The sequence below is a fragment of the Pseudoalteromonas denitrificans DSM 6059 genome, assembly GCF_900112265.1.
In the GTDB taxonomy this organism is placed as follows: Bacteria; Pseudomonadota; Gammaproteobacteria; order Enterobacterales; family Alteromonadaceae; genus Pseudoalteromonas; species Pseudoalteromonas denitrificans.
This window is the reverse complement of the sequence record NZ_FOLO01000026.1, coordinates 48,726-73,106: the sequence shown is the minus strand read 5'-3', so window position 1 is coordinate 73,106 and position 24,381 is coordinate 48,726. Positions and strand designations below refer to the sequence as shown.

The following is a 24,381-nucleotide window of genomic DNA, read 5'->3' as shown; positions in this document are numbered from 1 at the left end:
AGAAATACCAGAAGATCATATTCATATGGTCGTAAGAAGTGAACCAAAAATGTCACCTAGTCAAATCATGCAGGTGATAAAAAGTATTTCAGCCAGAGAGTTTTTCAAATTATATCCAGATATTAAAAGACGTTATTTCTGGGGTGGGAAACTTTGGACTCAAAGTTATTTTGTTGAAACAATAGGAAATGCAACAGAAGATACTATTCGTAAATATGTGCAAAACCAATTGATTGAATTAGATAAAAAAGAAGTTCACGGAAGTCAGCTGGGACTCTTTTAAACTCGGTCGCTTGCGGCCGATTCTTTTATACTTGTGTGATTTTTTAATGACAGTATTAAGTCAATTTGATTGCCGTTGTGAAGTGAGAAGAAGTGAGATGAAGTCGTGAGCTGCCTAAAAGTACTAATGATGCTTAAATATCTATTTAGTTGATACATCAATGTTTTGTAATAAAAAATGTTTTAGCTGTAAAGACATTTAAATTACATTAAAACTTGTTTATGCGTTCCTATAATCTATTCTTTAGTTAAAAATAAAACAAGGATGAATGTATGGCATCTCAAAAGTAGCATTGAGCCGAAAGCAAATAGGAGGAGAAGTTCCTATGGTTGCAACGGAAATAACCCAAGAGTGCATTTACTCGGGTTTATTTGGTTCATTAGACTCCTCTCGAATGGGAATTATTCTCGAAAAAATAACCGACTTAGCTGATAGAAAACAAATTAGCTTAGTGATTATTGATTTGGGAAATGTAGAAGCAATTGACTCTTCAGTGGCGGGTCATCTGGTAAAGCTTGGCGATGTATTAAAACTCGTGGGTGTAACACCTATATTTTGTGGTATTTCAGCCCAACTGGCTAAAACGATGGTCACAGCGGGTGTTAATTTAGGTTATTACATCACAGTGCGAGATTTAAAATCAGCGCTCAAAAAAAGCTTAGAATTAACGAATAAATTGATAGTTTCATCTGATGAGATAAGTTAGTTGTTATCTTATGGCACGCCTGACTTACCCAATACAAATAACCCAGTTATCACCAAAACGACTCTATATTCAGATGTTGATGCTTATAATATTTCTACGCAAGTAAAAGCAGCGTCATTAGAATTTGGGTTCACGCTTTTAAAAGCAAATTTAATCGCCTTAGCTGCGTCAGAAATGATGATAAATGCGATTCGCTATGCCTGTAATGCCAGCATTTTAATTAATCAAACACCTAATAAAAAAGGTTTGATTATTAAAATAAATGATGAAGGCACTGGTATTGATGATGTTGATTTAGCGAAAACACCAGGCTTTAGCAGCCATAATAGTTTAGGGTTAGGGTTTGATGCTGCAAATCGTGCGGTTGATGAAATGTATGTCAATACGAGTAAATTTGGTACTAACATATGTTTAATCGTCTACCTCCCTATTAACGAAAGTGATATTGATTTTGGCACAGTTTCTTATTCTGAAGTGGGTAAATATTTCAATAGAGATGGATATCATATAATACAATATCATGGCGAAAACGTACTGTTCGCATTGTTTGATTGCCATGAAACAGAGCCAAATGTTACAAAGGTAAATGCATTGCTTCAAACGTTATTAAAAACACAATATACACTCCCTTTAGATGAACTTTTAAAGCTTGCGAATATGTTATTGAATGAACATAACTTTATTGAAGGTACTTATATTGCACTTTTGCGGATCACGAAACAGGAAAGCCAATATATTATTTTAGGTGAGGTAAATATAAGTCAGATTAATGCACCTGATACAACTTCAACTTGTACTCGAATAAATGGGAGATTAGGTAAACTTTTCCCCAAAACCTTACCTGTTACTAAAATGCCTTTAACCCAGCCCTTTTGTTTTATGATGTTTTCTGATGGTATTAAATCGACAAATCTCAATCATAATCAGCATCAGTTATATAGTGCAACAAAACATGCAGAAAAAATATTTGATACGCATGCAGTCACAAATAATGATGCAACTATTATAGTCGTAAAGTCACATGAATGATTATTCCGATACAACCCATCTTAGAAAGTATTTAACAGGGATCATTGGCAATGCACCTTTTGGTATTGTTACTTTTTCTGTAAATCATGAGGTGGGGATCATAAATTCAGATGCCATTAAGTTATTAGGTTTTGAAAATAGTAACCCTGAGGATTTAATTGATAGTCAATATAAAGATGCTTTTGTAAATTATCCGAGTATCGTGAGCGAATTTCAGTCTTTAATAAAATCTGGAGCAAGGTTTGATGCAAATATTAATAATATTGATTTTGGTATATATACCGTAAATATTAAAATAAGAGAGTTATTTAATGGCGCGTTAGTCATTATTGAAGATATAACAACGCAGGCTAAATTAGAAAAGCAGCTTAGATACCAAGCTTCCCACGATAGTTTAACAAATTTAGGTAATAGACAAGACTTTGAAGATTGTGTCGAAACTTACATATATAAAGCTGTAGAGCACAATTTACCGGGTGCTGTTATTTTTATTGATTTAGATAGGTTTAAGCCAATTAATGATATTGCAGGCCATGCTGCAGGTGATGAAGTTTTAAAGCGAGTGGCAATTATATTTTTAAGCCATATTAGAGAAAGAGATATTGTCGCTAGGATCGGAGGTGATGAATTTGCTATTTTATTAGCCGATTGTCCATTACAAATGGCTGAAAAAATAGCGGAATCAATGCGAAAAGCAATAGATGAAATGGTTTTTATTTATGATGATAATTCTTTTAAAATTGGTATGTCGGCAGGTATCTCTTGCATCAATAAAGAAAATGACAGACTCAGTAATATTATTAATTCAGCTGATAATGCCTGCCAAATAGCTAAGAATAATGGTAGAAATCAAATTCATGTCGCCTCTGTTAATGCCCAAGAATATCAGCAACACAAACAACAAGTCGCTTGGTTACCAAAAATAACAAAAGCGTTGCAACAAAATCAATTTCGTTTATTTATTCAAGAAATCTCCAGTTTAAAAGAGAATCAAACAGTAAAACACTTTGAAATTTTAATTCGTTTATTAAATGAAGATGGTACTTATACTGCACCGGGTATATTTATTCCTCCGGCTGAAAGGTATGATCTCATGCCTCAAATCGATCGCTGGGTGATCGAATGTGCATTTACGCAAATAGATAAAAATTTATGCTATTCAATAAACCTTTCAGGTTTATCTACTTCAGATTCTTCATTGGCATCTTACATTGAGTCTTTACAGAAAATTTATCAAATAAAAGCTGCCAACATTACTTTTGAAATAACAGAAACAGCCGCGATACAAAATATAGATAATTGTTTATATTTAATAAATAAACTTAAAAGCAAAGGTTTTCAGTTTTCTTTAGATGACTTTGGCTCTGGCTTATCTTCATTTTCGTATTTAAAAAACTTAAATATTGATTTCTTAAAAATTGATGGTTCATTTGTAAAAGAAATTGTAAATGACCCCGCCTCCTACGCTATGGTTAAATCTATTAATGAAGTTGGCCATGCAATGAACTTAAAAACGATCGCTGAATTTGTTGAAAATAAAGAAATTTATCTAAAATTAAAAGAAATCGGAGTTGATTATGCCCAAGGATACTTTATAGATAAACCAAGTATATTACCTGCTGAAAACAAGAAAATAAAAAGCTGTGCAATTTCAAAAAAATTAAAATAAAAAATTATACCTTAAGATATTTAACAACTTCATTTTGTATAAAGTCCACACAAACACGAATACTTGGGAGCTGTATTTTGCTTTGTTGGTATAATAAATGAACTTCCATATTCTCTTGTTGACTAGCTGAAATTACCCCTTGAGTATTTACTGCGTAAATTTGAGTGGACAACTCTTTTGGAAGTAGCCATTTAGGTGAAATTAACAGACCTTCTTCATTTTTTAATGCATCCATTAAAGCTGTTCGACTATTGCATATAAAAGTCGGACGCATTGATAATTTTTCCCATTTAGTTGTTTTAATAAACCAAGGAGAAAAACCATTACTCGTTCGAAACATTAAAGCTGGGCATTCTTCTAACTGTTTAGCAGTTAAAGTATCTGTTTTAAATTGACTGTGTAACCTTGCAACCAAGTTCTTAGCCCCCCAAAGTTGATAAGGATCACTAGATAACTTTTTTGCTATCAGTCGTTCGTCTTTTAAAGGGGCACCCCGAATAGCAATATCGACCTCATCTTTACCAAACATAACGAGCTGATCACTAAAATCTAAATCTAATAAAATTTCTGGATATTGTTTTCTGAATGATTCAAAAATAGGGATCAATAATACTTCAGCAAGTCCTGGGGGAGCACTTATCCTCAATTTACCACTTGGTCTTGAAAGGTTTTGTGACACCAAAGCATCGGCTGAATTTAACTTATCAATCACTTCTGTAATACGTTGATAATATAGTCTGCCTAAACCACTGACTTTAACATTACGAGTACTTCGCTCAACCAACTCTATGCCTAATTGCGTTTCTAAATCTTTAATACGACGAGATATTGAAGATGCTGGCACATTAAATTCATTGGCTGCTGCTGTAAAACTTTGTAATTCAACAACACGTTTAAAGTAATTTATTGCTTTTAACTTATCCAATAGAATGATTTCTTATATAAAAACTAATAATAATCACATTATTATTGCCATAATGACAAATATCAATTGTCTTAAAGTATATTTTTCTCATTTATCGTTTCTTTAATAATAAAGACATCAACTCATTTAATAATAGAGAATTAAAATGGTTAAAAATGTACTTATAATAAAATCAAGCCCTGCAGGTGAAGCTTCAATATCTAATCAAGTTGCTAATTATTTAATGGCAACAATGTGTGATAGCGACAACAAATATCAATTTACGATTAGAAATTTAGCGAATACACCAGCGCCTGTATACAATAGTGAAATATTAGGTAGCTTTTATGGTGATCCTCACGCTCTTACAGCTCATCAAGTCGAAATCGCTAAACCATCTTTAGAATATATTGATGAATTAAAAAAGGCTGACATGATTGTTTTAGCTTCACCAATGCATAATTTTGGGATCACAAGTTTACTGAAAAATTATTTAGATCAAATTTGTCGATTTGGATTAACTTTTCAATATGGAACAAACGGCCCTGAAGGGTTATTAACTAACAAACAAGCTATTATAATCGCCAGTGCTGGAGGGGATTTTAGTTCAGCAGAATCTAAAGTTGCTGATTTTCAAACCCCTTACTTAAAAAAGGTTTTAAGTTTTATAGGGCTGGATGAGGTTCAAGTAATTACAGCCTATGGGGTGGCACAAGGTAAAGAAGGCCCCTTACAAGCACAAAAACATGCACAACAACAAATCCAAAAATTAATGAATACCTATGTTGCTTAATTGATATAAAAAATGTGCTCTGTTATTGGCTGAACAGAGCATATTCACAAAATAAATATGATACATAATTCACGTCTAACGAAACGTCAATTGTACCCTCTGCTATTTTAACTTAGGCATAAGCAGCCGTTGTAATAAAACGTAATACTCAGTTTATATTAAATTGTCTTTCCTGAATCTTACATATTGCGTGAACCAATTTTGAATGCTGTAAGATTCAGGAAAGTTTACTGTAATAAAGTCGTGATCAATTTATTATTATTGACGAGAAGAGATCATGAAATTAACTTATCTATTAAAAGCACCGTTATGTATGTTGCTAGCGGGTGAAGTATCGGCTGATGAAAGTCAATGGGGGCTAGGCATAGGTGCAATGGCAGATAAACAAGGGTATGCAGGCGTCAATACCAAAACAACTGTTATCCCTATTACTTCTTATGAATCAGAGAATTTTAGTATAAATGGTCCACAATTTGAGTACACACTAGGTAAATATACAATACCAGATTTTGGGGCTTTGAAACTTTCATTACTTGGACAATATAGGTTTGACGGCTACGAAGCTGAAGATGGTGATATTTTCAATGGAATGGACAAACGCTCAGGAGCATTTGAATTAGGATTCTCTGTCGGCTATAGCAGTAATTTAGGTGGCATATCATTTGAATTTGTTAATGACGTTACAAATAAACATGAAGGTTATGAAGCCAGTTTAACTTATTCAAGGCCATACTTTTTCGATTCTGTAATAATCGAGCCATATGCAAAAATTTCTCATTTTAGTGACAATTTTGTCAATTATTATTATGGTGTCGAAGACCATGAGTCCCTAAGTAATAGACAGGCATATGTAGGTGAAGATACAGTAAATGGAGAAATAGGTTTGAGAATGCGTTGGCAAGCAGGAAAGCACCATAGCTTTATATCAAATTTATCTTATCGATCATTCGGTAGTGACATTAAGAACAGTCCGTTAGTTTCAGGATCTGGTGGAGCTAACATAATTCTAGGGTATGTTTATGCTTTTTAAAGGCTCTATGATTAACGTGAATATCAAGAAATACTCTGTCGTTTTGGCCGAAAGACTCCTGTCAGCATGTAATGCTGACAGTAAAGTTTCAAAGATAAATTCCAGTAAGAAAACGGATATAACTCATCAAGAATTTGTACTTGAGTCTCAGCCAATAGTAAAGAGACTCCATATCGACATATTGCGCTTTCACTAGGTGATTAAGGGGAGAGAGCCTTACAACGAAACTATTTTTGAATCAGTAAAGTGGTATCACTTAATGTAAAAGAAGAACAAATCTTAGCAAAAGGAGATGTAATTGCACAAGTGTATTTACCTGTTTTTGCTGAGGAATCAACACAGGCAAAGACGCGTTTGAATAAATTTATTGCTCAACTGTCGTTAGATAAAGCATTATTGGAAAGAAACAAAAAGTCAGCTTTTTGTTGCCTGAAAGACACGCGATTCAAGTCAGTTTACGTGACCAGTTTAGTATGCTTGTACCTTCATTGTCACTTGAAATTAAAGGTATTGTTGTTGAAAATTTTTCCAACTATTGACGGTGTCAGGCTTTATGATATTACATTAGAGGTCGATAACATTGAGCCTAAGCTCATTGGTTTAAGAGCCATTCTAAATTTTGAAACTAACATTAAATGAAGAAAAAATAAGAGGGTAGATTAATGAGAATACTCATTACAGAAGACAATGGAGAGCTTGCGGAATTTATCCAAGAGGCTCTTTCTCTCGAAGGCTTTTTATCAGATATAGCACGCAGTGCTGGTGAAATGAAGTTTTACCTACAAGAGTCTAGTTATGCAGCCATCGTTTTAGATTTAGGCTTGCCAGATATTGATGGTATTGATGTGCTCAAAAGTTTACGAAGAGATGGCAATGTGGTTCCAGTTCTCATTCTCACCGCTCGTGGAGGAGTTCAAGATAGAATCGAAGGCTTAAATTATGGCGCAGACGACTATTTAATAAAACCATTTGTTATTGATGAACTCGTTGCCCGGTTGCGAGCATTACTTAGAAGACCCACATCACTGTCTAACACTGAGTTGAGCAATAAAAATGTGAAATTAGATACCATTTCAAAAGCTGTTATAGTCAATGACAAAAATGTTGTTTTAGGTAAAACGGAATTCTCAATTTTAGAGCACTTTATGTGGAATGTTGGCTTTACTGTATCTAAGGAGTCGTTAGAAGATATCGCATATCAAGATGGAGAGTCAATTACAGAAAATGCATTGCAAGTCGCAGTTCATCGAGTAAGAAAAAAGCTTGAAGAAGCTGGTTCTAATTCAATAATTACGACTATTCGAGGAGTTGGCTATCTCTTTAAGTAAGATTAAACCCAATTCAATAGCTGCCAAACTGCTGTTTTATTTTGTTGGCATAGGCGGTTTGGTATTTGGCATTATGTTGTTTATGTTCTTGTCTTACTCTCATATTTTTGCGGATTTAATTCTCAAAAATAGTATGAGTGCTTTAGCTGAGTCAATGGCCGACACTTTTTATATTGAAGGTAACAAAGTTAAACAAGACGATTCTGAGTTAAAGCTTAGGTGGGGGTTTGACGCGCTTTATTCAAATTTTGGGTATAGGCTTGTGCACAAGAAAAACAACCATGTTGTTTTGTATTCTGTGCCTAACAATACAGAGGGCTATTTATTTAAGGGGGTTTCGTTAGACATACCAATACAACACTCAAGGTTAGATGAGAGTAATATGAGCTTATATAGGGAAGAAATTCAATTTGAGGGTAAAGCATACTTTCTTGATATAGCACGAAATGATCTCATAGCTGATTTTGCAAATGAAGGAATTGAGCCTGCAATTGTTAATGTGGCGATTGGTATTATTACTGCGGCATTTTTTGTTTTTTTAGTAATGAGTGTGCTGGCAATTAAGCTGATTATAAAACCTGCTAAATCACTGACGCAGCAAATAGAAATGATAAAGCCTGATGCTCTCAAAAAACGTATTTCACTTGAAAGCGTTCCTCAAGAATTTATACCCGTAGTGTCATCACTCAATGATGCTCTTGAGCGTGTTGAAGAGAGTTTTTCGCAGCAAAAAAGGTTTATTGCTAACGCAGCGCATGAGCTGCGTACGCCATTAACCATACTATTGAATCGCTTGGAGTTAAAATTTCCAGCATCAATGGAAAAAGATAACCTTATTTTAGATGTGCACTTTATCTCAAGAATTGTAGAGCAACTATTGGATCTTTCTCGAGCGCAAAATATGGAGGTTAAGAGGAAAGCGTCGGTTAATTTAAATGATGTGACAAAAAATGTCTGTTCACACCTTGCGCCAGCAGCAATAGCAAAAAAACAAGAGTTTGCGTTAGACGTAACTGGCGATCACTTATTAGCAAAAGCCGATGAGGGGGAATTAACGGTTGTAATTAAAAATATTATTGAAAATGCAATCAAGCATAGCCCATCAAATGCTCAAGTGAAAGTCACTCTGGCGGATTTAATACTAACGATAGAAGATTCAGGTGAAGGTATTCCTGAACATCTGCGCAGTAAAGTATTTGAGCGATTTTGGAGAAAAAATCAATCTGATCGTTCTGGTAGTGGCTTGGGAATGGCAATAATTAAAGAGACTTTAAGTCATTATGATGCATCAATTAGAATTGATACAAGCCCTCAATTAGGAGGGACTTTATTTGAAATTAAATTTTCACAAGAATCAGATCATTTTTAAAGACTTACTTTGAAAATAGGCATATTCATAAATAAACATTTGACAAATATGATACATAATCTATTATTGACGAAACGTCACCGACAGATCGTCACTTTAAAGTATGACCCCAAGAATTTTAGATGAACAGGCTTTACAAGCCAGAGAGCAAGATATTATTAATGCCGCTGTTGTTTTAATACAAGAGCAGGGTGTTGAGCACCTGACGATGGATAAAGTTGTTGGCAAAGTGTCTTATTCTAAAGGTACAGTATATAAACATTTTGATGGCAAAGAAGACTTATTATTAGCGATTAGTAATTATGCAGTGTCTATTCTTTCCGATTTATTTTGGCGTGCTTCTCAATTTCAGGGTTGTACTAGAGAGCGTATGCTTTTACTTAATTTTTCTTATCTTATATACGCTATTTTACATCCCGCATTATTTCAAACTGTTGTATGCGCTAAAAGCCCCAATGTGTCTGGCAAATCAAGTGAAAAAAGACTTCAGGAACAAGAGCAGCTCGAATTTAAATTGTTAGGTGCCATACATGGCATAGTTGAAGGTGCTTTAACTGATAAAAGCTTAAATATACCTGAACATATGGATATTCAGCAATTATGTTTTGCGAACTGGTCTATGGCCTATGGCACAATTATTTTGCTATCAGGCGAAGTTGAACAATGCAGTGGCAGAACGGCATTAATTGTTGAAAGAGAGTTGTTTAATCAAAATAATTTATTGTTTGATGGCATGAAATGGCAGCCTTTAACACATGAAAAAGATTATGCATCAGCACTTAAGAAAGCCCTAGAGCAGGTTTTTCCAAAAGAGCTATTATTAATGCATGAAAAAGGTCGAGATTTAAATTTTTAGTCTATAACTATGTACAGAATATACGGTTTTGTTATAAAGCAAAGCCGTATTTTTTAAAATGTAAAGTGACGATTCGTCATAACGGGGGAAGTAATGAGAGATAAACTTTATGGGTTTGTGGGCAAACATCCTATATGGGTAATACTAGTATGTATTGCGTTTGCTTTTGTGGCCGCATCTGGGGCCCAAAAACTGGTTTTTAAAAATGATTACAGGGTATTTTTCAGTGAAGAAAACCCGCAACTCACTGCATTTGAGTCTATGCAAAAAGTTTATAATAAAAGTGATAATGTCTCTTTTGTTGTTGTGCCAAAAGATGGCAATGTTTTTACGGCTGAGCACTTAGCAGCATTAAAATCTTTGACCAAACAAAGTTGGCAAGTACCTTATTCTACACGCGTAGACTCTATTACTAATTTCCAATATACCTATGCCGAAGAAGACGACATGATAGTTGAAGATTTGGTTATGAAAACCAAAAATTTAACGCAATCAGATTTAGATAAAATTAAACAAATAGCGATTAATGAACCTTTATTGGTGAATAAAATCATTTCAAATTCGGGCCATGTTTCAGTTGTGAATGTGACAGTGCAATTACCTGGTATAGACCCAATTGTAGAAGTGCCAGAAGTTGCAACGAGTGTACGTGCTATTAAACAAAAATTTATTGATGAAAACCCTGATACTGAAATTTATTTGTCGGGCATGGTGATGATGAACACCTCGTTTGGTGAAGCATCAATGAGTGATGGCTCAACTTTGATACCACTCATGTTCTTAGTTGTGATCGTAACCATAGGTTTATTGCTTAGAACGATTACAGGTACTGTTGCTACTGTGTTAGTAATTATTATGAGCATAGCCACGACTATGGGGCTTGCAGGCTGGTTAGGTTTTTTCTTAACGGGGCCTTCATCATCGGCACCCACTATGATTATGACTTTAGCTGTGGCCGATTGTATTCACATTTTAACTTCTATGTTTTATGAAATGCGCCACGGTGCGGATAAAAAAACGGCCATTGCAAAGAGTATTAAGTTAAATCTACAACCTATATTTTTAACCAGTATAACAACGGCTGTTGGCTTTTTAAGCATGAACTTTTCTGACTCCCCTCCTTTTAGGGACTTAGGAAACTTAGTTGCGATAGGTGTGATGCTTGCTTTTGTGTTTGCAGTAACAATTTTTCCTGCTTTGCTTACAGTATTACCTATAAAAGTAAGAGTTCAAAAAGAGGGAAGCAAAGATAGCATGACTAAACTTGCTAACTTTGTAATAAATAAGCGCAAACTATTGCTGCCTGTCACCAGTATTTTAATTATTGCAGCTGCGGCTTTTATTCCTAACAATGAATTGAATGATGACTTTGTAAAATATTTTGATGAAAGAGTACCATATCGTGTTGCCACTGATTTTATGCAAGATAATTTATCGGGCATGATGGTTGTTGAAATTTCAGTAAAAACAGGAATTCCAAGTGGGATTAATAATCCAAAATATTTAAATACAGTATCAGACTTTAGTGATTGGTTACGTTCGCGCCCTGAAACAGATCATGTAAATACAATCACGGATACGTTAAAACGTCTAAATAAAAACATGCATGGTGATGACCCAAGTTGGTATAAATTACCTGACTCACAAGAAATGTCGGCACAATATTTATTATTGTATGAAATGTCATTACCTTACGGCTTAGATTTAAATAACCAATTAGATGTAGATAAATCATCTTCAAGAATTGTTGCGACTTTTAAAAATATGACCAGTAGTCAGTTAATTGATGTTGAAACTGATATGAATGCCTGGTTTAAACAAAATGCACCACAATACAGTGTTGATTTGGCAAGCCCAAGCTTAATGTTTGCCCATATAGGTCAACGAAATATTGTGAGCATGTTAATAGGAACTACCTTTGCTCTGATCTTAATTTCAATTTTATTAGGATTTGCATTAAAAAGCTGGCGTTATGGTGCCATAAGCTTATTGCCTAACTTAGTTCCTGCCGCTGTCGCTTTTGGTGTATGGGGATTATACGAAGGTCAGGTAGGGTTAGGTTTGTCTGTTGTGATAGGCATGACATTAGGCATTGTTGTTGATGATACGGTGCACTTTTTAAGTAAATATTTACATGCAAAAAGAGAAAATAATGCAGATACAAAACAAGCCGTGCACTATGCGTTTGGTAATGTAGGGCGTGCCTTATGGGTCACAACATTTGTATTAGTGGCAGGGTTTACTGTATTGGCACAATCATCATTTAAAATGAATGCAGATATGGGCTTCCTAACTGCCATGACGATATTTATTGCCTTAGTCGTTGATTTCTTATTTTTACCACCATTATTGATGGCGATAGACAAGTCTCTGACTAAAAAGTCAAAGAGTAAAAATACAACAGGTGAAGATGATAACGCTAATATGGTTTCAGCTGGTCAAAATTAAGAATTGGAGAATGAAATGTTAAAGAAAAAAATGTTAATAAGTACTTTGTCGGCGGTTGCGTTAGCTTTGATGTCGAATATGTCTTTTGCGTTAACACCTGAACAACAAGGTTTGGAAATATCAAAAGAAGCAAAACAAAGAGATTTAGGTTGGGTTGATAGTACTGCCGATATGCTAATGCTTCTACGCAATAAGCAAGGACAGGAGAGCATTCGTGAAATAAAAATTAAGTCTCTTGAAATTGATGATGACGGTGATAAAAGTTTAACCATTTTTAATAAACCAAAAGATGTTAAAGGCACTGCATTTTTGAGTTTTTCACATCCGGTTGATGCAGATGATCAATGGCTATATTTACCTGCGCTTAAACGCGTTAAACGTATTTCTTCACGAAATAAATCAGGCCCATTTATGGGGTCGGAATTTGCTTTTGAAGACTTAAGTTCATTTGAAATTAAAAAGTACTCATACAAATATTTAGGCGATGAAAAGGTCAATAATCTTGAGTCTTTTAAGGTAGAGCAATATCCTGTAGATGAAAACTCTGGATATACTAAACGTATTGTATGGCTTGATAAAAATGAATATCGCGTGCAAAAAATTGAGTTTTACGATAGAAAAAGTGCTTTATTAAAAACCCTTACTTATGTGGATTATAAACAATATTTAGGTAAATACTGGCGTGCTAATAGCCAAAATATGCTTAATCATCAAAATGGTAAAAGTACAGAACTAAAATGGAATAACTATGCTTTTAAAACAGGCTTGAAAGCGGGTGACTTTAATCGTAATTCATTAAAACGAGTGAGATAATATGTTACTGAAAAATTTAGCAGCAATGATTTTGCTGCTATCCTTTGGTGCTACTTCTGCTGAATTTGAAGTGTCAGGAAAGCTTGCTGTAGAGCAAAGATATTTTTTTGATTCAGCATTATATACAGAGCAATTGCGTCACTCTCAAACGTCTATTTTGGCAGAGCCTGAGTTATATTGGGGTTGGAATGACGGTAATGATACCGTTATCTTTAAGCCTTTTTATCGTATTGACTCTCAAGATGATGAAAGAACCCATGGCGATATCAGAGAGCTTTCTTATATACATGCAGGGGAGGATTGGGAACTTAGAACGGGCATTCGAAAAGAGTTTTGGGGTGTAACTGAATTTCAACATTTAGTTGATGTGATTAATCAAACCGATGGTGTAGAAGATACGGACGGCGAAGATAAATTAGGGCAACTAATGCTTAATCTATCATTAGTTAAAGATTGGGGCATAGTAGATTTATATTTATTACCAGGCTTTAGAGAGCGAACTTTTGCAGGTGAAAATGGCAGACTCAGAGCGCCGATTGTAGTAGATGAAAATAATGTAAGTTATGAGTCTAGTGCAAAAGAACAGCACTTAGATTTTGCAATGCGTTGGAGCCACTCTATTGGTGATTTTGATTTAGGGGCTAACTGGTTTCATGGTACGAATAGGGAGCCAATATTAACTCCAGATCAAGACGGTGATAAGTTTGTTTTAAAACAATATTATAATCAAATGGATCAACTTGGCCTTGATGTGCAGGCAACAATTGATGACTGGCTATATAAGTTTGAGTCTATTTATCGAAATACCAATGATGGCAATTTTTGGGCAATTCAAGCAGGATTTGAATATAGTTTTGTTGGTGTATTTGATACCATTGCTGACTTAGGTTTATTAATGGAATATAGCTGGGACTCTCGCGGAGAAGGTGACTTAATTGATCCTGGTGCCGGTTTTCAAAATGATGTGTTTTTTGGTAGCCGCATTGCATTTAATGATATGCAAAGCAGTGAATTTTTAATGGGTTTTAGCACCGACTTAGATCACAGTGCAACGAGTTTTATCATTGAAGCAAATCGTCGATTAGGTGATAGCTTTAAGGCAAGCATTGATGTGAGACTATTTCAAAGCTCAGACTTAATAGAACAAACGTATGCAATTAGAAATGATGATCATGTTCAGTTATCTTTTGAGTGGTATTTTTAATTTTATAATCAAATAGACATAGAAGTTAGCATATAAAAAAGCGACTCTCATTTAAAAATAGAGTCGCTTTTTTATTTTAAAATTTTGGCTAGCCCTTTTTTCAAAGGCAGTACTTTGCCTCTTTTTATGCGTTTAGTTTTATGCGGCATATTTTTGCCGTATATATCTTCGGTATACATATTCAATACATGTTATTTAAAATAATTTAACACATTCATCAGTCGTTTATATTTCAACCAAAATAACAGGCACTATTGTTGCTAAATGAAAACGGCAATCATTTGCAACGGATGAAATGTTGTGGCATCGCCACTTTAATCCGTATTCATAATCTATTTTAAAAGAAGCAGTTAGATTAATATTAATTAGCAAAATGGATGGAAACCTATATGTTATTTAGTAACCTGTTATCAAATAAATTATCTCAAAAATTTATATCTGTTTGTAATTATATGTTTCAACTTCGGTTTTTTCTCAATAGGCTGAATGAAAGTTTTGTTTGTTGGAGCAAGTTAAAGCTGAAAAGCTTAGTCAGTCTGGTTTTACTGGGCGCCCCTGTTTTTATTCAAGCGGCTATCCCGATAGGACCTGAGTTTCAAGTTAATTCTTCAATTTCTATGCATCAAAAGGAAGGGGTTGTTAGCAGTTTGAAGAATGGTGGTTATATTATTGTTTGGGTTGGCATGCCACATGGTGGCAATGACCATGATATTTTTGCCCAGCGCTATAAAGCCGATGGCACAAAAGAAGGACTTGAGTTTCTTGTAAATTCGGACACAGCAGATGAGCAGTGGTCACCAAGTGTCACAAGTCTCAGTAATGGAGGTTTTATTATTACATGGTCAAAATATCGTCGAAGCACTGATGAGTCTGACGTTTTTGCTCAGCGCTATAAAAGTGATGGTACAGCAGATGGAAATGAATTTCAGGTAAATACAAGCACCGAAGGTTACCAAGGAAGCGCTTCTGTTATAAGTTTAAATAATGGTGATTTGATTATTACTTGGTATAGCCATACAGAAAATAATGATAGCCTTTTCGCCCAACGTTATAAAGCTGATGGCTTAGCTTATGGTACAGAGTTTCAAATCAGTTCAGCAACAGGAGGCAGTCAAGGAATTCCCACAGCGATAGGTTTAAATAATGGTGGTTTTGCACTTGCGTGGAGTGAAAACAATAGTATTTATACTCAACGTTATCAAACTGATGGTTCACTTGATGGTTCAGTTTTTAAAGTGGCATCGGCAAACGCGCAGTGGTTACCAAGGGCACCTGTTATTAGCAGTTTAAATAATGGGGGGGTTGTTATTGCTTGGTTAATGGATAAAGAGGATTGGAGTGAGTCTAAAGTTTTTGCTCAAAGTTTCAAAGCAAATGGTTCAGTTAATGGAGATGCATTTTTAGTTAATACACGTTCACTTAGCTCTCCAATGGCGTGTGTGATCAGTACACTTAATAATGGAAATTTTGTTATTAGCTGGAGTAGTTATTTTGAAGTGTCGGATACTTTTGGTGTTTCTGCTAAATCTTATAATGAAAATGGTTCAATTATTGATGAGGAATTTAATGTTAACTCAACGGTTGGTTTACATATGTTTCCAGCGATAAGTACATTGGATAATGGAGAGTTTATGGTTATTTGGCAAACGCTTGATGCATTATCAAGCATTTCAGTTCGTCGGTTTGTTCCAGCCCAAGCATCTGTAACAGTATCATTACCTTAGCGTTTTAATTGTTTAAAAACACCTCACCTAATATGAGGAGGTGTTTTTTTAACGAAATTTGAAAGAGTTATTTTGTGTTTGCCATACACCCAGGTTATTTATAGATTGACTGGCACTGGTGACCAGCGTGGCTCATATACTGTGAGTTCACCGATAATAACCCCTTCATTATTTGTTTCTTCACTTACTCTCGCCATGCCTGACTTTCGATTTTCATCACCGACTTCAAATATCATAAAGTGACCATCAGGTGAGATCGCAGGCGCTGATACTTCATGTGTTATGCCTGAAACATATAATTGGCGTACTGTTTTTTCTGAAAAATCAAAATAAGATAAATCAAGAAAAGTGAGACGTTGACCTTCAAAATCGAAAATAGGTTGATCTTTATTTTCAGCAATGAGTTTATTATCAATACCGCTTGCTTTAATAGTGTACACATGGGTATAGGAAATATCGTCTTCATCATATCGCCAAGTTTTGCTATACGCCAAAACAGGTAAACCATCATCGGATGAAATTTTAGGGTTCCAGTTTAGTTCTTCATACCAAAATTGCTCTTGTGCAGGTGAGCTGACTAAGACAGTCATATCTGATTTTGTTATTTGATTTCCTTGTGACCAAATATCTTCAGCGGATGACATATCTATTATGTATATATCGGTGTGAAATTGCGTTAAGTTATCATTGTTATCGCCTAAATTTGAATTACCATTCATTATTGAAATCGCGAGATAGCGACCATCAGGAGATACAGCAAGAGAGCGTACATCTTCACCAAATAAAGACAATTGCTCTAATTCTTTGGTTTCAATATTGACTCTAAAAGCTTCCCATGCACTGTGTGCTGGACCTTTAGCACTCGAAAAATAGACATATTTAGCCTCTGGGCCCCATGAAACATAACCTGAAACTGGTCCGCCATCGGCAAGTTGGGTCACTTGTGTGCCATCTGGGTTCATCATCCATATTTTTGAGGTATCTCCATAGGCAATTTTATAACCTGTATTAGCCGCACTGGCTGATTGCAATATTTCATGGTCACTGTCGCTTCCTCCTGTGTTAGTACCAGTGCCTCCATTAATCATAAATTTAGTTGCATGATATTTTCCATTGGGTAAAACACGTGCAAGTGCATAAGATGGATTAGTTAAAATGCTATAAACACTTGGATCTTTCATTTCAACTTTTTCTTTTGTATTAAGTGTCCATTCATGACTAATCTCTTCTAATCGACCAGTGAAATTTTGTGCCCCAAGAATCGATGTCAACGACCAATAAGTATATTCAGTTATCATGCAGCTATAATCGCAACTTTTGTCTTTGTAGCTATACCAGGCGTTTTCAGGGTAATTGTCTGGCATACTTTCAAATTGTCCACCACGGGCTATATCCATGGCATCAGCTATAGCTGAGTTGGATTTTTCACCAAATATCTCAGGGTAAACACCAGCATAGCCGACGTGGGTAATTAAATGTAAAACTTCTTCTAATGTTGCATCAAACTCCCCAGATCCAGCACCATCTGGCTTAATTTCATCAACTAATAAATCTTGATATGCATCGTTTGGTTTGAGGTTTTTTGTAGCTGACTCGAATGCTGCACTATTGCTTGCCATTAACAATGTTGCACCTTGAGCTAGCATTTTATCAACTACAGCTTGGTTGTCAGCTATGCCATTTTCATCATTATCTAGGTATTGTGCCATCACATTAGCTGCGTGAAGCATAGCTTCTTTTGAAGTACCCAAAGTACCACGTATGGGAATGTTAAATACTTGTGTATACAGAGGGAAAACTGTCAATAAATCATTGTTTTTCACTGTTGTTGGTGCCGTCACTTCTTCGGTTGTTCTACTACTATCACTATTACACCCAGCAAGCCAACCGCTCATAAAGAGTGCAAAAAGGCTAGCTGACAATGGATGCGTTTTTGTTAACTTCATAAATTCTCCAAACATGATTAATTCATTTTATATAGAGCACTTATTATTAATGAAAAACGCCATGTTTCGGGTAAGCTCACGTAAGCAAGTGTAAGCTGGTTATATGATTTAAATTCAATTGCTTAGCGTAATTTGTTGACTCATTTAAATGATTGAACACTTAATTTAACCACTTAACGATTGTGTGCTTACTGGCTCTTACAAACACCATTGGTAAGTTTTTATACACTAAGCTCACTTTGTAAAATAATGAGCGTTTATTTATGGGAATTGATAATAAGATATTGAGTGTAATTTTTGTTGCGAGTTTTATCAGCGCTTGCGGTGGTAGTAAGACTAGCGAAAGCGCTGCTATAGTTTCACCTAGCCAAGTAATAGCGCCTATACCAACAAAAAATACTTTGGGTATTTCATCCGTACCAGAATCATTAAAAGCGATTTATACCCGGGCATTAAAGTTTGATCGTTATACTAAAGTTGATACACCAAATGGCGGATCGATTCATATTATTGCTCAAGATGGCATTACTGAGAATCAAATTGTTAGGTCTCGTGCCATATTACAGCATTATTTGAGTGATTATCCTGGCTCTATTTATGGGGCTGATAAAAGCGCAATCGCAAATAAAATGGCACAAAACAATGCAACCTTGTTATTACTTAACGGTATTGATGATGGTACTAATCCCGCATCAAATTTAGAAGGGCAACCCTTATATTATGGTGAGATGCAAGTGGAAGGTCATACTTGGTATATAAATCAAGACTATAGTCATCGAGATGCATCTTTTGAAGAAATTTTACATATGGTGCATGACACAGGTATTGGGGTTGATCAAAGTGAAAGTTTTGATGGCGTATTAGCTGAGTTTCAGGGTGAAATCAGGGCTGCGCAAATTAATGCTTTATCAAGCAATTTATGGGGCTTAAATGCCAGCGAGTGGATAGCTGAATTAACGACTGAAAATAGCCTAACACAAGAATACTTAGCTGCAATAATCGATGTTTATTATGGGTTATGGGGTGCTGATAGGCAAAGCCAAACTCATGGTATGAATGAATTGTATGTTGCAAAAATGCGACCTGATATTGTGACTGAAGATCCACAAGGTTATGCAATTATGGATAATAAATTTTTTCATCCTTATTTGACCTATAACGCACGTATAGATGAAAATTTTATGGGTGATTTTAGTTTATCGTTCAATTTATCATTACCCTATACACATCATTCTCAATATCTTAAAGATGTGACTCTTACAGGAGTTAAACAGAGTAATGTCATTGTTAACCAATTTAATAACAGGATCACAGGTAACGCTGCAATTAATACAGTGATATTCTCTGGACCATCATCTGAGTACCAAATAAATAACGACAACGGCAATGTCATTGTTGAAGACATGCGAGATAATCGCGATGGCTTAAATAGATTAATAGCAATTGAAAAAATTCAGTTTACTGATACAACACTTGAGACATCAAGTATTTAAGTTTTGTTGGCAATAAAAAAATGTTGTATTAGAAATTTATTTTACGAGGTTTAACTGAATATTAAAGTTGTTAGCCTGAAGGCCAAGCCACAGCTATAAATTTGTAGGTAAGACTTTGCCTACGAGGATGTAAGTATTAGAGCAATTGCCTGCAGTCTTACAAGGTATAACAAATTTTAAAATTGTTAGCCTAAAGGCCAAGCCACAGCTATAAATTTGTAGGTAAGGCTTTGCCTACGAAGATGTAGGTACTAGAGCAATGCAGGAGCAATTACCTGTAGCCTTACAAGGTATAACAAATTTTAAAGTTGTTAGCCTAAAGGCCAACCCACAGCTATAAATTTGTAGGTAAGACTTTGTCTACAAGGATGTAGGTCCTAGAGTAATTGACTGCAGTCTTACAAGGTATAACAAATTTTAAAATTGTTAGCCTAAAGGCCAACCCACAGGTATAAATTTGTAGGTGAGGCTTATGGTTTATTTATTTTTAGTCATAGCACTAAGTACTTGGTCTTTTCTGATGAATTTGTGATACAAAACGGCTCCTATATGCAGTGTTAGTAAAATAAAAATTAGTTTTATGCCTAATTCATGTACTAGGCGTAAGGTTTCAAAATATGTTTTATCAAATCCTGAAACTTGTGTTTGGCTTAAATTAAAAGTGCCAAATAGTTTTACGGGTAACTCATGCGCTCGAGCTGCTAAATACCCGCTCAAGGGAATTAATGCCATGCAAAAATACAAAGCAATATGCACCACTTTCGACACATTTTTTTGCCATTGATTTAAATCATGTATGGGTCGCTTAGATTTTATGATAAACCTTTTACTCATACGCATAATCAATAAAATACTAATAACTGTACCTATGCTAGAGTGCCCAATTAACATGACCATATGTTCATCAATAGATGTGATACTGGCAAAACCTTCTACGGCAAAAAACATCAAAAATATTAAAATGGCCATGAGCCAATGTAATATTTTATAGCCCAAATCATAGTGACTTGGCGAGCTTACTTTATAATTATGCTGATTCATTACAACTTCTCCTTTACTAAGTTGTACAATTATATTTGTTTGGTATTATTTAATAATCACCTATTTTTATACAAGACTGTTTTATATGCAGAACAATGATCTAAACCAAATTCGTATCTTTATAAAAGTAGCCCAGCTGAAAAGTTTCACTAAGGCTGCAGAATTTTTAGGAATAGAAAAATCAACGGTAAGTTCAAAAATAAGCCAGTTAGAAAATAGATTAGGCATTAGATTATTACAGCGAACGACACGATCAGTTAGCATGACTGAAGCTGGTGTGGAGTATCTAGGCTACTGTGAGCAAGCACTACACACGTTACAAATGGGCGATAATTACATTGCAGAATTGAGTCATACGCCAACAGGTCGACTAAAAGTATGCGCGCCTCATAATCTTATTGATTTCATTATGGGTATTGTTATCACACCATTTTTACAGGAATTTCCAAAAGTAGAATTAGAAATAATACAGTCAAATAAGTCAATTAGTTTAATAGAAGATAATTATGATGTTTTAATTCAATCTCAAAGCGAACAAGTTGCAGATAGTAGTTTTGTATATAGAAAAATATATCATTCTGAATGGATACTTGTCGCTAGTAAAGAGTTCATTGAGCTGCATGGACTTGCAAAAACACCTGATGAACTGAAACTTCTGTCTAGTGTCGGTTTAGCTCAGACAGAAGGAAATTTCCGGCTCAATAATAAAATTAGCTGGAATAATGAGGTATTAAGTTTAAAACATCGGTTTTCTATCAATAATATGACAAGCATAATACTGGCAATCAAAGCAGGGTTAGGTTTTGGTATTGTGCCAAAAAAAATGGTTAGTAATGAAATGAAACAAGGGATCTTAATTGAAATTAACGATAAAATTAAAGTTGAACCTTCATCACTTTATGTTGTATATCCAACTAGAGCAGGGCAGCCAGAAAAAACAAAAGCATTTGTTGAAGCGCTAGTGAAGTGGGGAGATAGTAGAAAATAATTTTTAAACTATGTGGTTAATCGTGATACTGAAAGTGATTTAAAAACGATAGTTTAAAAAGCTCTAAAATTAGTTTCTTTGAAAGAGCCAAAAAGATTATAGTTAAAATTTAAGTCAGCTTAGTAAAGAATAAGTGTAATGCTGTTAGATCACACTTATTAAAAATTTCTATAGTATTTAAGTGTTTGCTAAATATACTCCAACTATTGATACCAACGGTTTTGGTAGGCTTTACTGCCAAAAATAACATTGGCTTTAGCTTCCAAAGCCAATTTGGGGTTGTGTTCTTTTGCTTTAAGCTGTTTTTGTAGATATGCAAAATGTAAAGGTGCTTTTTGTGGTTGCAGTATAGTGACTGAGTCATTTTTCATATACGCAAAGTTTTTATCATATTGCATCATAGCTCTGAGCTTATCTTTGGGAATATCTGTTGTCATGTCATGACCTAACATAGGCGTTCTTCCACTGGCACCAATTAATGATAATAGTGTGGGGGCTAAATCGATTTGGCTTATTAGGCGAGAATCGTTTCTTGGTGTAATATTTTCACCTAAGATCACACCAGGTATTTTGAAATGCTCTATGGGGACTAAACTTGCGCCTGCAACCCTTGAATCGTGATCTGCAACAACTAAAAAAATAGTATCTTTCCAGTAATCAGACTTTTTAGCTTTTTCTAAAAACTCTCCCAATGCATAATCAGCATATTTAACGGCATTATTTCGAGTATTTTTTTCATCATCATAAAGCGTTATTTTGTCATCGGGAAACTCATAAGGGCTGTGATTTGAGCTGGTAAATATTAAACTAAAAAAAGGCTGTTTTTGTTTGGCTAGTTTATTCAATTCAATATGTGCTTGATCATATAAATCTTCATCAGATGCGCCCCACGACCCTTTAAAATCAATTTTATTGAAACTTTCTGAGTCGACTATTTCTTGAATACCATTGCCTAAAAAGAAGCGCTTCATATTATCAAAGTGACTTTCCCCGCCATAAATAAATTGAGTATGGTAGCCTTTGTTTGCTAAAAAACCTGCAATTGTAAAAAAGTTTTCTTGTGATTTATCAAGCTTAACAACTGAACGGGCGGGTGTTGGTGTAAATCCTGTGATCACAGCTTCTATACCACGTACCGAGCGAGTTCCTGTGGCATATAAATTTGTAAAATTCCACCCCTCACCCATTAAATTATCAAGATTTGGTGTTAATGGTAATCCACCTAAAGCGCCAACATAACGAGCACCAAGGCTTTCTTGTAATAATATAACTAAATTTTTGGGTTTTCCTTGATAACTGGCTTGGCGATAAGATGAAGTTGGATGTCTCTTATCTTTAAATTGTGTCTCAGTGAATACGGTTGAGTTTTGTACAAGTGAAATTACTTTTTCATTAGACATTTTGCCATAATATTCTTCGCTAGATTGCTCATTCAGCATATGTTTAATGGCGCATGCAACTGAGTAAGTTGAATTTAAAGTTAAATCATTCAGTAAATGATCGGTTGAAAAGGCCATCATAGCTGGATTTAATGGTCTATGGCCTAAAGATGAGCGAGAACCTGAAAATATTAGGATCACCACTAAGCTTGTTGATACACATTTAAATAAAATTGTTGTTTGATAGTGTGCTTGCCAATGTGATTTAAAAAAATGAGTTGAAAACTTATAAACTGAAAATAAAGTGAGTGAACTTAATAATATCTCTATTTTATAACCCGTCCAGAGCATTGATAAAACCTCTTTTGGATAAATTATGTATTCAATAAATAACCTGTTTGGTCTGAGATCATATTCTAATATAAAGGTAGGGGTGATCACTTCCATGTACATTAAAACTGTGATCATAGTGATCAACCAGATACGTAAAAACCAATAGAGTAAGCTTTTTCCTTTATTTAAGAACATTATAATTGTGCTTAAAATGACAGGAATGACTAATAAATAACTTATGCTAGATATATCGACTCTTAATCCGTTTATAAGTATTTTAAATCCGTCATTGAATGTGCTAATGCGCTCAGCTTGCCATATCATGAGTGAAACACGACATATAGATAAAGCGACAATAGCAAGTATAAAAAAACATACCATAGTCCAAAGCGGGCCAAGCTGATATTTAAAAATGCTCAGTTTAGAAAAAGGACTTTTGATAACTTGTTTAACGATGTTTTTCATAGCAAGAGACCCCAAGTCTGAACAACTAAAATAAAGCCGAACATGGCAGTAATAATGAATCTATAACGCTGTCGTACTTCTTTTATAATTGGTTGATGGTGTATTTTAATATAAGAAAATATAAGTGATGGGAGTAAACCTATGCATATAAAGTAGGTAGTTAACTCTTTGTTAAAATAAGATAAAGTGCTAGCGGAACTGGGAGGGAATGTATTTTCAATGGTGACATAATTACTAATTAAACTGTCATTAATTCCAATATAAAACAGTAAAGATAAAATAAGGTATTTTGAAATCAAATGAGGTTTAAAAGTTTCATCGAATAAAAACAAAGTGAAAATAAATAAAATTAAAAAGGACAAAAACAGTGGCACTGAACATAAAAATATAACTTTATATTGCTCGGTTGAAACAAATGGATGACCAGAACTGCTCAAGAAAAATAAATTTAATACAACAGTATAATAGAGCGTAGTTAAAATAATGGGCTTATTGGTGGAAATACTGCTGGTCAAAATATTTGAATTAATTGTTTGCGTTATCAAGCTAATCATCCCATTTTTAATTTGAAGTAGATGTT

The 24,381-nt window shown here is 34.7% G+C and carries 21 protein-coding genes; 16 read left to right on the top strand and 5 right to left on the bottom strand.

All coding sequences use genetic code 11. The features are described 5' to 3' along the window. The 4 genes from tnpA to BM088_RS15580 form a co-directional block, all read left to right on the top strand. The coding region (gene tnpA / locus BM088_RS15595; protein WP_091986239.1) for an IS200/IS605 family transposase at positions 1 to 283 on the top strand (283 nt) is incomplete at its 5' end. 292 nt (positions 284 to 575) lie between these two features. After that, the gene (locus BM088_RS15590; protein WP_245763839.1) at positions 576 to 989 is read left to right on the top strand and encodes an STAS domain-containing protein; all 414 of its coding nucleotides are present in this window, start codon (positions 576 to 578) and stop codon (positions 987 to 989) included. Beyond that, positions 990 to 2,018 carry an ATP-binding protein gene (locus BM088_RS27035; RefSeq protein WP_143085092.1) on the top strand — a complete coding sequence of 343 codons (1,029 nt, stop codon included), beginning with the start codon at positions 990 to 992 and terminating at the stop codon, positions 2,016 to 2,018. It abuts the gene before it with no gap. Beyond that, on the top strand, positions 2,011 to 3,687 hold the full coding sequence (locus BM088_RS15580) for a sensor domain-containing protein (RefSeq protein ID WP_091986207.1): 1,677 nt from the start codon (positions 2,011 to 2,013) through the stop codon (positions 3,685 to 3,687). The genes BM088_RS27035 and BM088_RS15580 overlap by 8 nt, the downstream gene beginning before the upstream one ends. 4 nt (positions 3,688 to 3,691) lie before the next feature. Here the strand turns inward: BM088_RS15580 and BM088_RS15575 are convergent, their stop codons facing one another. Further along, positions 3,692 to 4,612: a LysR family transcriptional regulator gene (locus BM088_RS15575; protein ID WP_091986201.1), complete on the bottom strand. Its 921-nt coding sequence runs from the start codon at positions 4,610 to 4,612 to the stop codon at positions 3,692 to 3,694. A 145-nt stretch (positions 4,613 to 4,757) separates the two neighbouring features. On the opposite strand from BM088_RS15575, the gene BM088_RS15570 reads away from it, so the two are divergent. The 10 genes from BM088_RS15570 to BM088_RS15520 all read left to right on the top strand — a co-directional run bounded on the left by BM088_RS15570 (position 4,758) and on the right by BM088_RS15520 (position 16,156). Beyond that, positions 4,758 to 5,384, top strand: a complete 627-nt coding sequence (locus BM088_RS15570) for an FMN-dependent NADH-azoreductase (protein ID WP_091986194.1) — start codon at positions 4,758 to 4,760, stop codon at positions 5,382 to 5,384. Positions 5,385 to 5,661: 277 nt separating this feature from the next. After that, the gene (locus BM088_RS15565) at positions 5,662 to 6,414 is read left to right on the top strand and encodes a MipA/OmpV family protein (RefSeq protein ID WP_091986187.1); all 753 of its coding nucleotides are present in this window, start codon (positions 5,662 to 5,664) and stop codon (positions 6,412 to 6,414) included. 246 nt (positions 6,415 to 6,660) lie between these two features. Beyond that, a complete protein-coding gene (locus BM088_RS15555) occupies positions 6,661 to 7,053 on the top strand; it encodes a hypothetical protein (protein ID WP_091986180.1) in 393 nt (130 codons plus the stop codon). Between the two features lie 23 nt (positions 7,054 to 7,076). Beyond that, positions 7,077 to 7,742 (top strand): response regulator, encoded by a 666-nt coding sequence (locus BM088_RS15550; RefSeq protein WP_091986176.1) that lies wholly within the window; start codon positions 7,077 to 7,079, stop codon positions 7,740 to 7,742. A 73-nt stretch (positions 7,743 to 7,815) separates the two neighbouring features. After that, on the top strand, positions 7,816 to 9,111 hold the full coding sequence (locus BM088_RS15545; RefSeq protein ID WP_245763838.1) for a sensor histidine kinase: 1,296 nt from the start codon (positions 7,816 to 7,818) through the stop codon (positions 9,109 to 9,111). A gap of 103 nt (positions 9,112 to 9,214) precedes the next feature. Next, on the top strand, positions 9,215 to 9,967 hold the full coding sequence (locus tag BM088_RS15540) for a TetR/AcrR family transcriptional regulator (RefSeq protein ID WP_091986168.1): 753 nt from the start codon (positions 9,215 to 9,217) through the stop codon (positions 9,965 to 9,967). A 93-nt stretch (positions 9,968 to 10,060) separates the two neighbouring features. Then, positions 10,061 to 12,415, top strand: a complete 2,355-nt coding sequence (locus BM088_RS15535; RefSeq protein WP_091986164.1) for an efflux RND transporter permease subunit — start codon at positions 10,061 to 10,063, stop codon at positions 12,413 to 12,415. Positions 12,416 to 12,430: 15 nt separating this feature from the next. Then, positions 12,431 to 13,228 (top strand): outer membrane lipoprotein-sorting protein, encoded by a 798-nt coding sequence (locus tag BM088_RS15530; RefSeq protein ID WP_091986161.1) that lies wholly within the window; start codon positions 12,431 to 12,433, stop codon positions 13,226 to 13,228. A gap of 1 nt (position 13,229) precedes the next feature. Beyond that, positions 13,230 to 14,432, top strand: coding sequence for a hypothetical protein (locus tag BM088_RS15525; RefSeq protein WP_091986157.1), 1,203 nt, complete (start codon positions 13,230 to 13,232; stop codon positions 14,430 to 14,432). A 389-nt stretch (positions 14,433 to 14,821) separates the two neighbouring features. After that, on the top strand, positions 14,822 to 16,156 hold the full coding sequence (locus BM088_RS15520) for a hypothetical protein (protein ID WP_091986154.1): 1,335 nt from the start codon (positions 14,822 to 14,824) through the stop codon (positions 16,154 to 16,156). Between the two features lie 98 nt (positions 16,157 to 16,254). Here BM088_RS15520 and BM088_RS15515 read toward each other — a convergent pair whose 3' ends face one another. After that, the gene (locus tag BM088_RS15515; protein WP_091986150.1) at positions 16,255 to 18,102 is read right to left on the bottom strand and encodes a TolB family protein; all 1,848 of its coding nucleotides are present in this window, start codon (positions 18,100 to 18,102) and stop codon (positions 16,255 to 16,257) included. 263 nt (positions 18,103 to 18,365) lie between these two features. Here BM088_RS15515 and BM088_RS15510 point away from each other — a divergent pair, with 263 nt between their 5' ends. Continuing rightward, positions 18,366 to 19,595, top strand: a complete 1,230-nt coding sequence (locus BM088_RS15510) for a hypothetical protein (RefSeq protein WP_091986146.1) — start codon at positions 18,366 to 18,368, stop codon at positions 19,593 to 19,595. Positions 19,596 to 20,072: 477 nt separating this feature from the next. On the opposite strand, the gene BM088_RS15505 is transcribed toward BM088_RS15510, so the two are convergent. Continuing rightward, complete coding sequence (locus BM088_RS15505; protein WP_091986141.1) at positions 20,073 to 20,636, bottom strand: cytochrome b; 564 nt, start codon at positions 20,634 to 20,636, stop codon at positions 20,073 to 20,075. 85 nt (positions 20,637 to 20,721) lie between these two features. Between BM088_RS15505 and BM088_RS15500 the strand changes: the two genes are divergently transcribed. Further along, positions 20,722 to 21,624 carry a LysR family transcriptional regulator gene (locus BM088_RS15500; RefSeq protein WP_091986138.1) on the top strand — a complete coding sequence of 301 codons (903 nt, stop codon included), beginning with the start codon at positions 20,722 to 20,724 and terminating at the stop codon, positions 21,622 to 21,624. Positions 21,625 to 21,827: 203 nt separating this feature from the next. Here the strand turns inward: BM088_RS15500 and BM088_RS15495 are convergent, their stop codons facing one another. Then, positions 21,828 to 23,801: an LTA synthase family protein gene (locus tag BM088_RS15495; RefSeq protein WP_091986134.1), complete on the bottom strand. Its 1,974-nt coding sequence runs from the start codon at positions 23,799 to 23,801 to the stop codon at positions 21,828 to 21,830. Continuing rightward, positions 23,798 to 24,355 carry a phosphoethanolamine transferase domain-containing protein gene (locus BM088_RS28125; protein ID WP_091986130.1) on the bottom strand — a complete coding sequence of 186 codons (558 nt, stop codon included), beginning with the start codon at positions 24,353 to 24,355 and terminating at the stop codon, positions 23,798 to 23,800. Before BM088_RS28125 ends, BM088_RS15495 begins: the two co-directional genes overlap by 4 nt. Positions 24,356 to 24,381: the final 26 nt, after the last annotated feature.

Coding starts and splice junctions, on each gene's coding strand:
- BM088_RS15580 (WP_091986207.1), top strand. CDS start 2,011: ATGAATGATTATTCCGATACAACCCATCTTAGAAAGTATTTAACAGGG.
- BM088_RS15570 (WP_091986194.1), top strand. CDS start 4,758: ATGGTTAAAAATGTACTTATAATAAAATCAAGCCCTGCAGGTGAAGCT.
- BM088_RS15565 (WP_091986187.1), top strand. CDS start 5,662: ATGAAATTAACTTATCTATTAAAAGCACCGTTATGTATGTTGCTAGCG.
- BM088_RS15550 (WP_091986176.1), top strand. CDS start 7,077: ATGAGAATACTCATTACAGAAGACAATGGAGAGCTTGCGGAATTTATC.
- BM088_RS15545 (WP_245763838.1), top strand. CDS start 7,816: ATGTTGTTTATGTTCTTGTCTTACTCTCATATTTTTGCGGATTTAATT.
- BM088_RS15540 (WP_091986168.1), top strand. CDS start 9,215: ATGACCCCAAGAATTTTAGATGAACAGGCTTTACAAGCCAGAGAGCAA.
- BM088_RS15535 (WP_091986164.1), top strand. CDS start 10,061: ATGAGAGATAAACTTTATGGGTTTGTGGGCAAACATCCTATATGGGTA.
- BM088_RS15530 (WP_091986161.1), top strand. CDS start 12,431: ATGTTAAAGAAAAAAATGTTAATAAGTACTTTGTCGGCGGTTGCGTTA.
- BM088_RS15525 (WP_091986157.1), top strand. CDS start 13,230: ATGTTACTGAAAAATTTAGCAGCAATGATTTTGCTGCTATCCTTTGGT.
- BM088_RS15520 (WP_091986154.1), top strand. CDS start 14,822: ATGTTATTTAGTAACCTGTTATCAAATAAATTATCTCAAAAATTTATA.
- BM088_RS15515 (WP_091986150.1), bottom strand. CDS start 18,102: ATGAAGTTAACAAAAACGCATCCATTGTCAGCTAGCCTTTTTGCACTC.
- BM088_RS15510 (WP_091986146.1), top strand. CDS start 18,366: ATGGGAATTGATAATAAGATATTGAGTGTAATTTTTGTTGCGAGTTTT.
- BM088_RS15505 (WP_091986141.1), bottom strand. CDS start 20,636: ATGAATCAGCATAATTATAAAGTAAGCTCGCCAAGTCACTATGATTTG.
- BM088_RS15500 (WP_091986138.1), top strand. CDS start 20,722: ATGCAGAACAATGATCTAAACCAAATTCGTATCTTTATAAAAGTAGCC.
- BM088_RS15495 (WP_091986134.1), bottom strand. CDS start 23,801: ATGAAAAACATCGTTAAACAAGTTATCAAAAGTCCTTTTTCTAAACTG.
- BM088_RS28125 (WP_091986130.1), bottom strand. CDS start 24,355: ATGATTAGCTTGATAACGCAAACAATTAATTCAAATATTTTGACCAGC.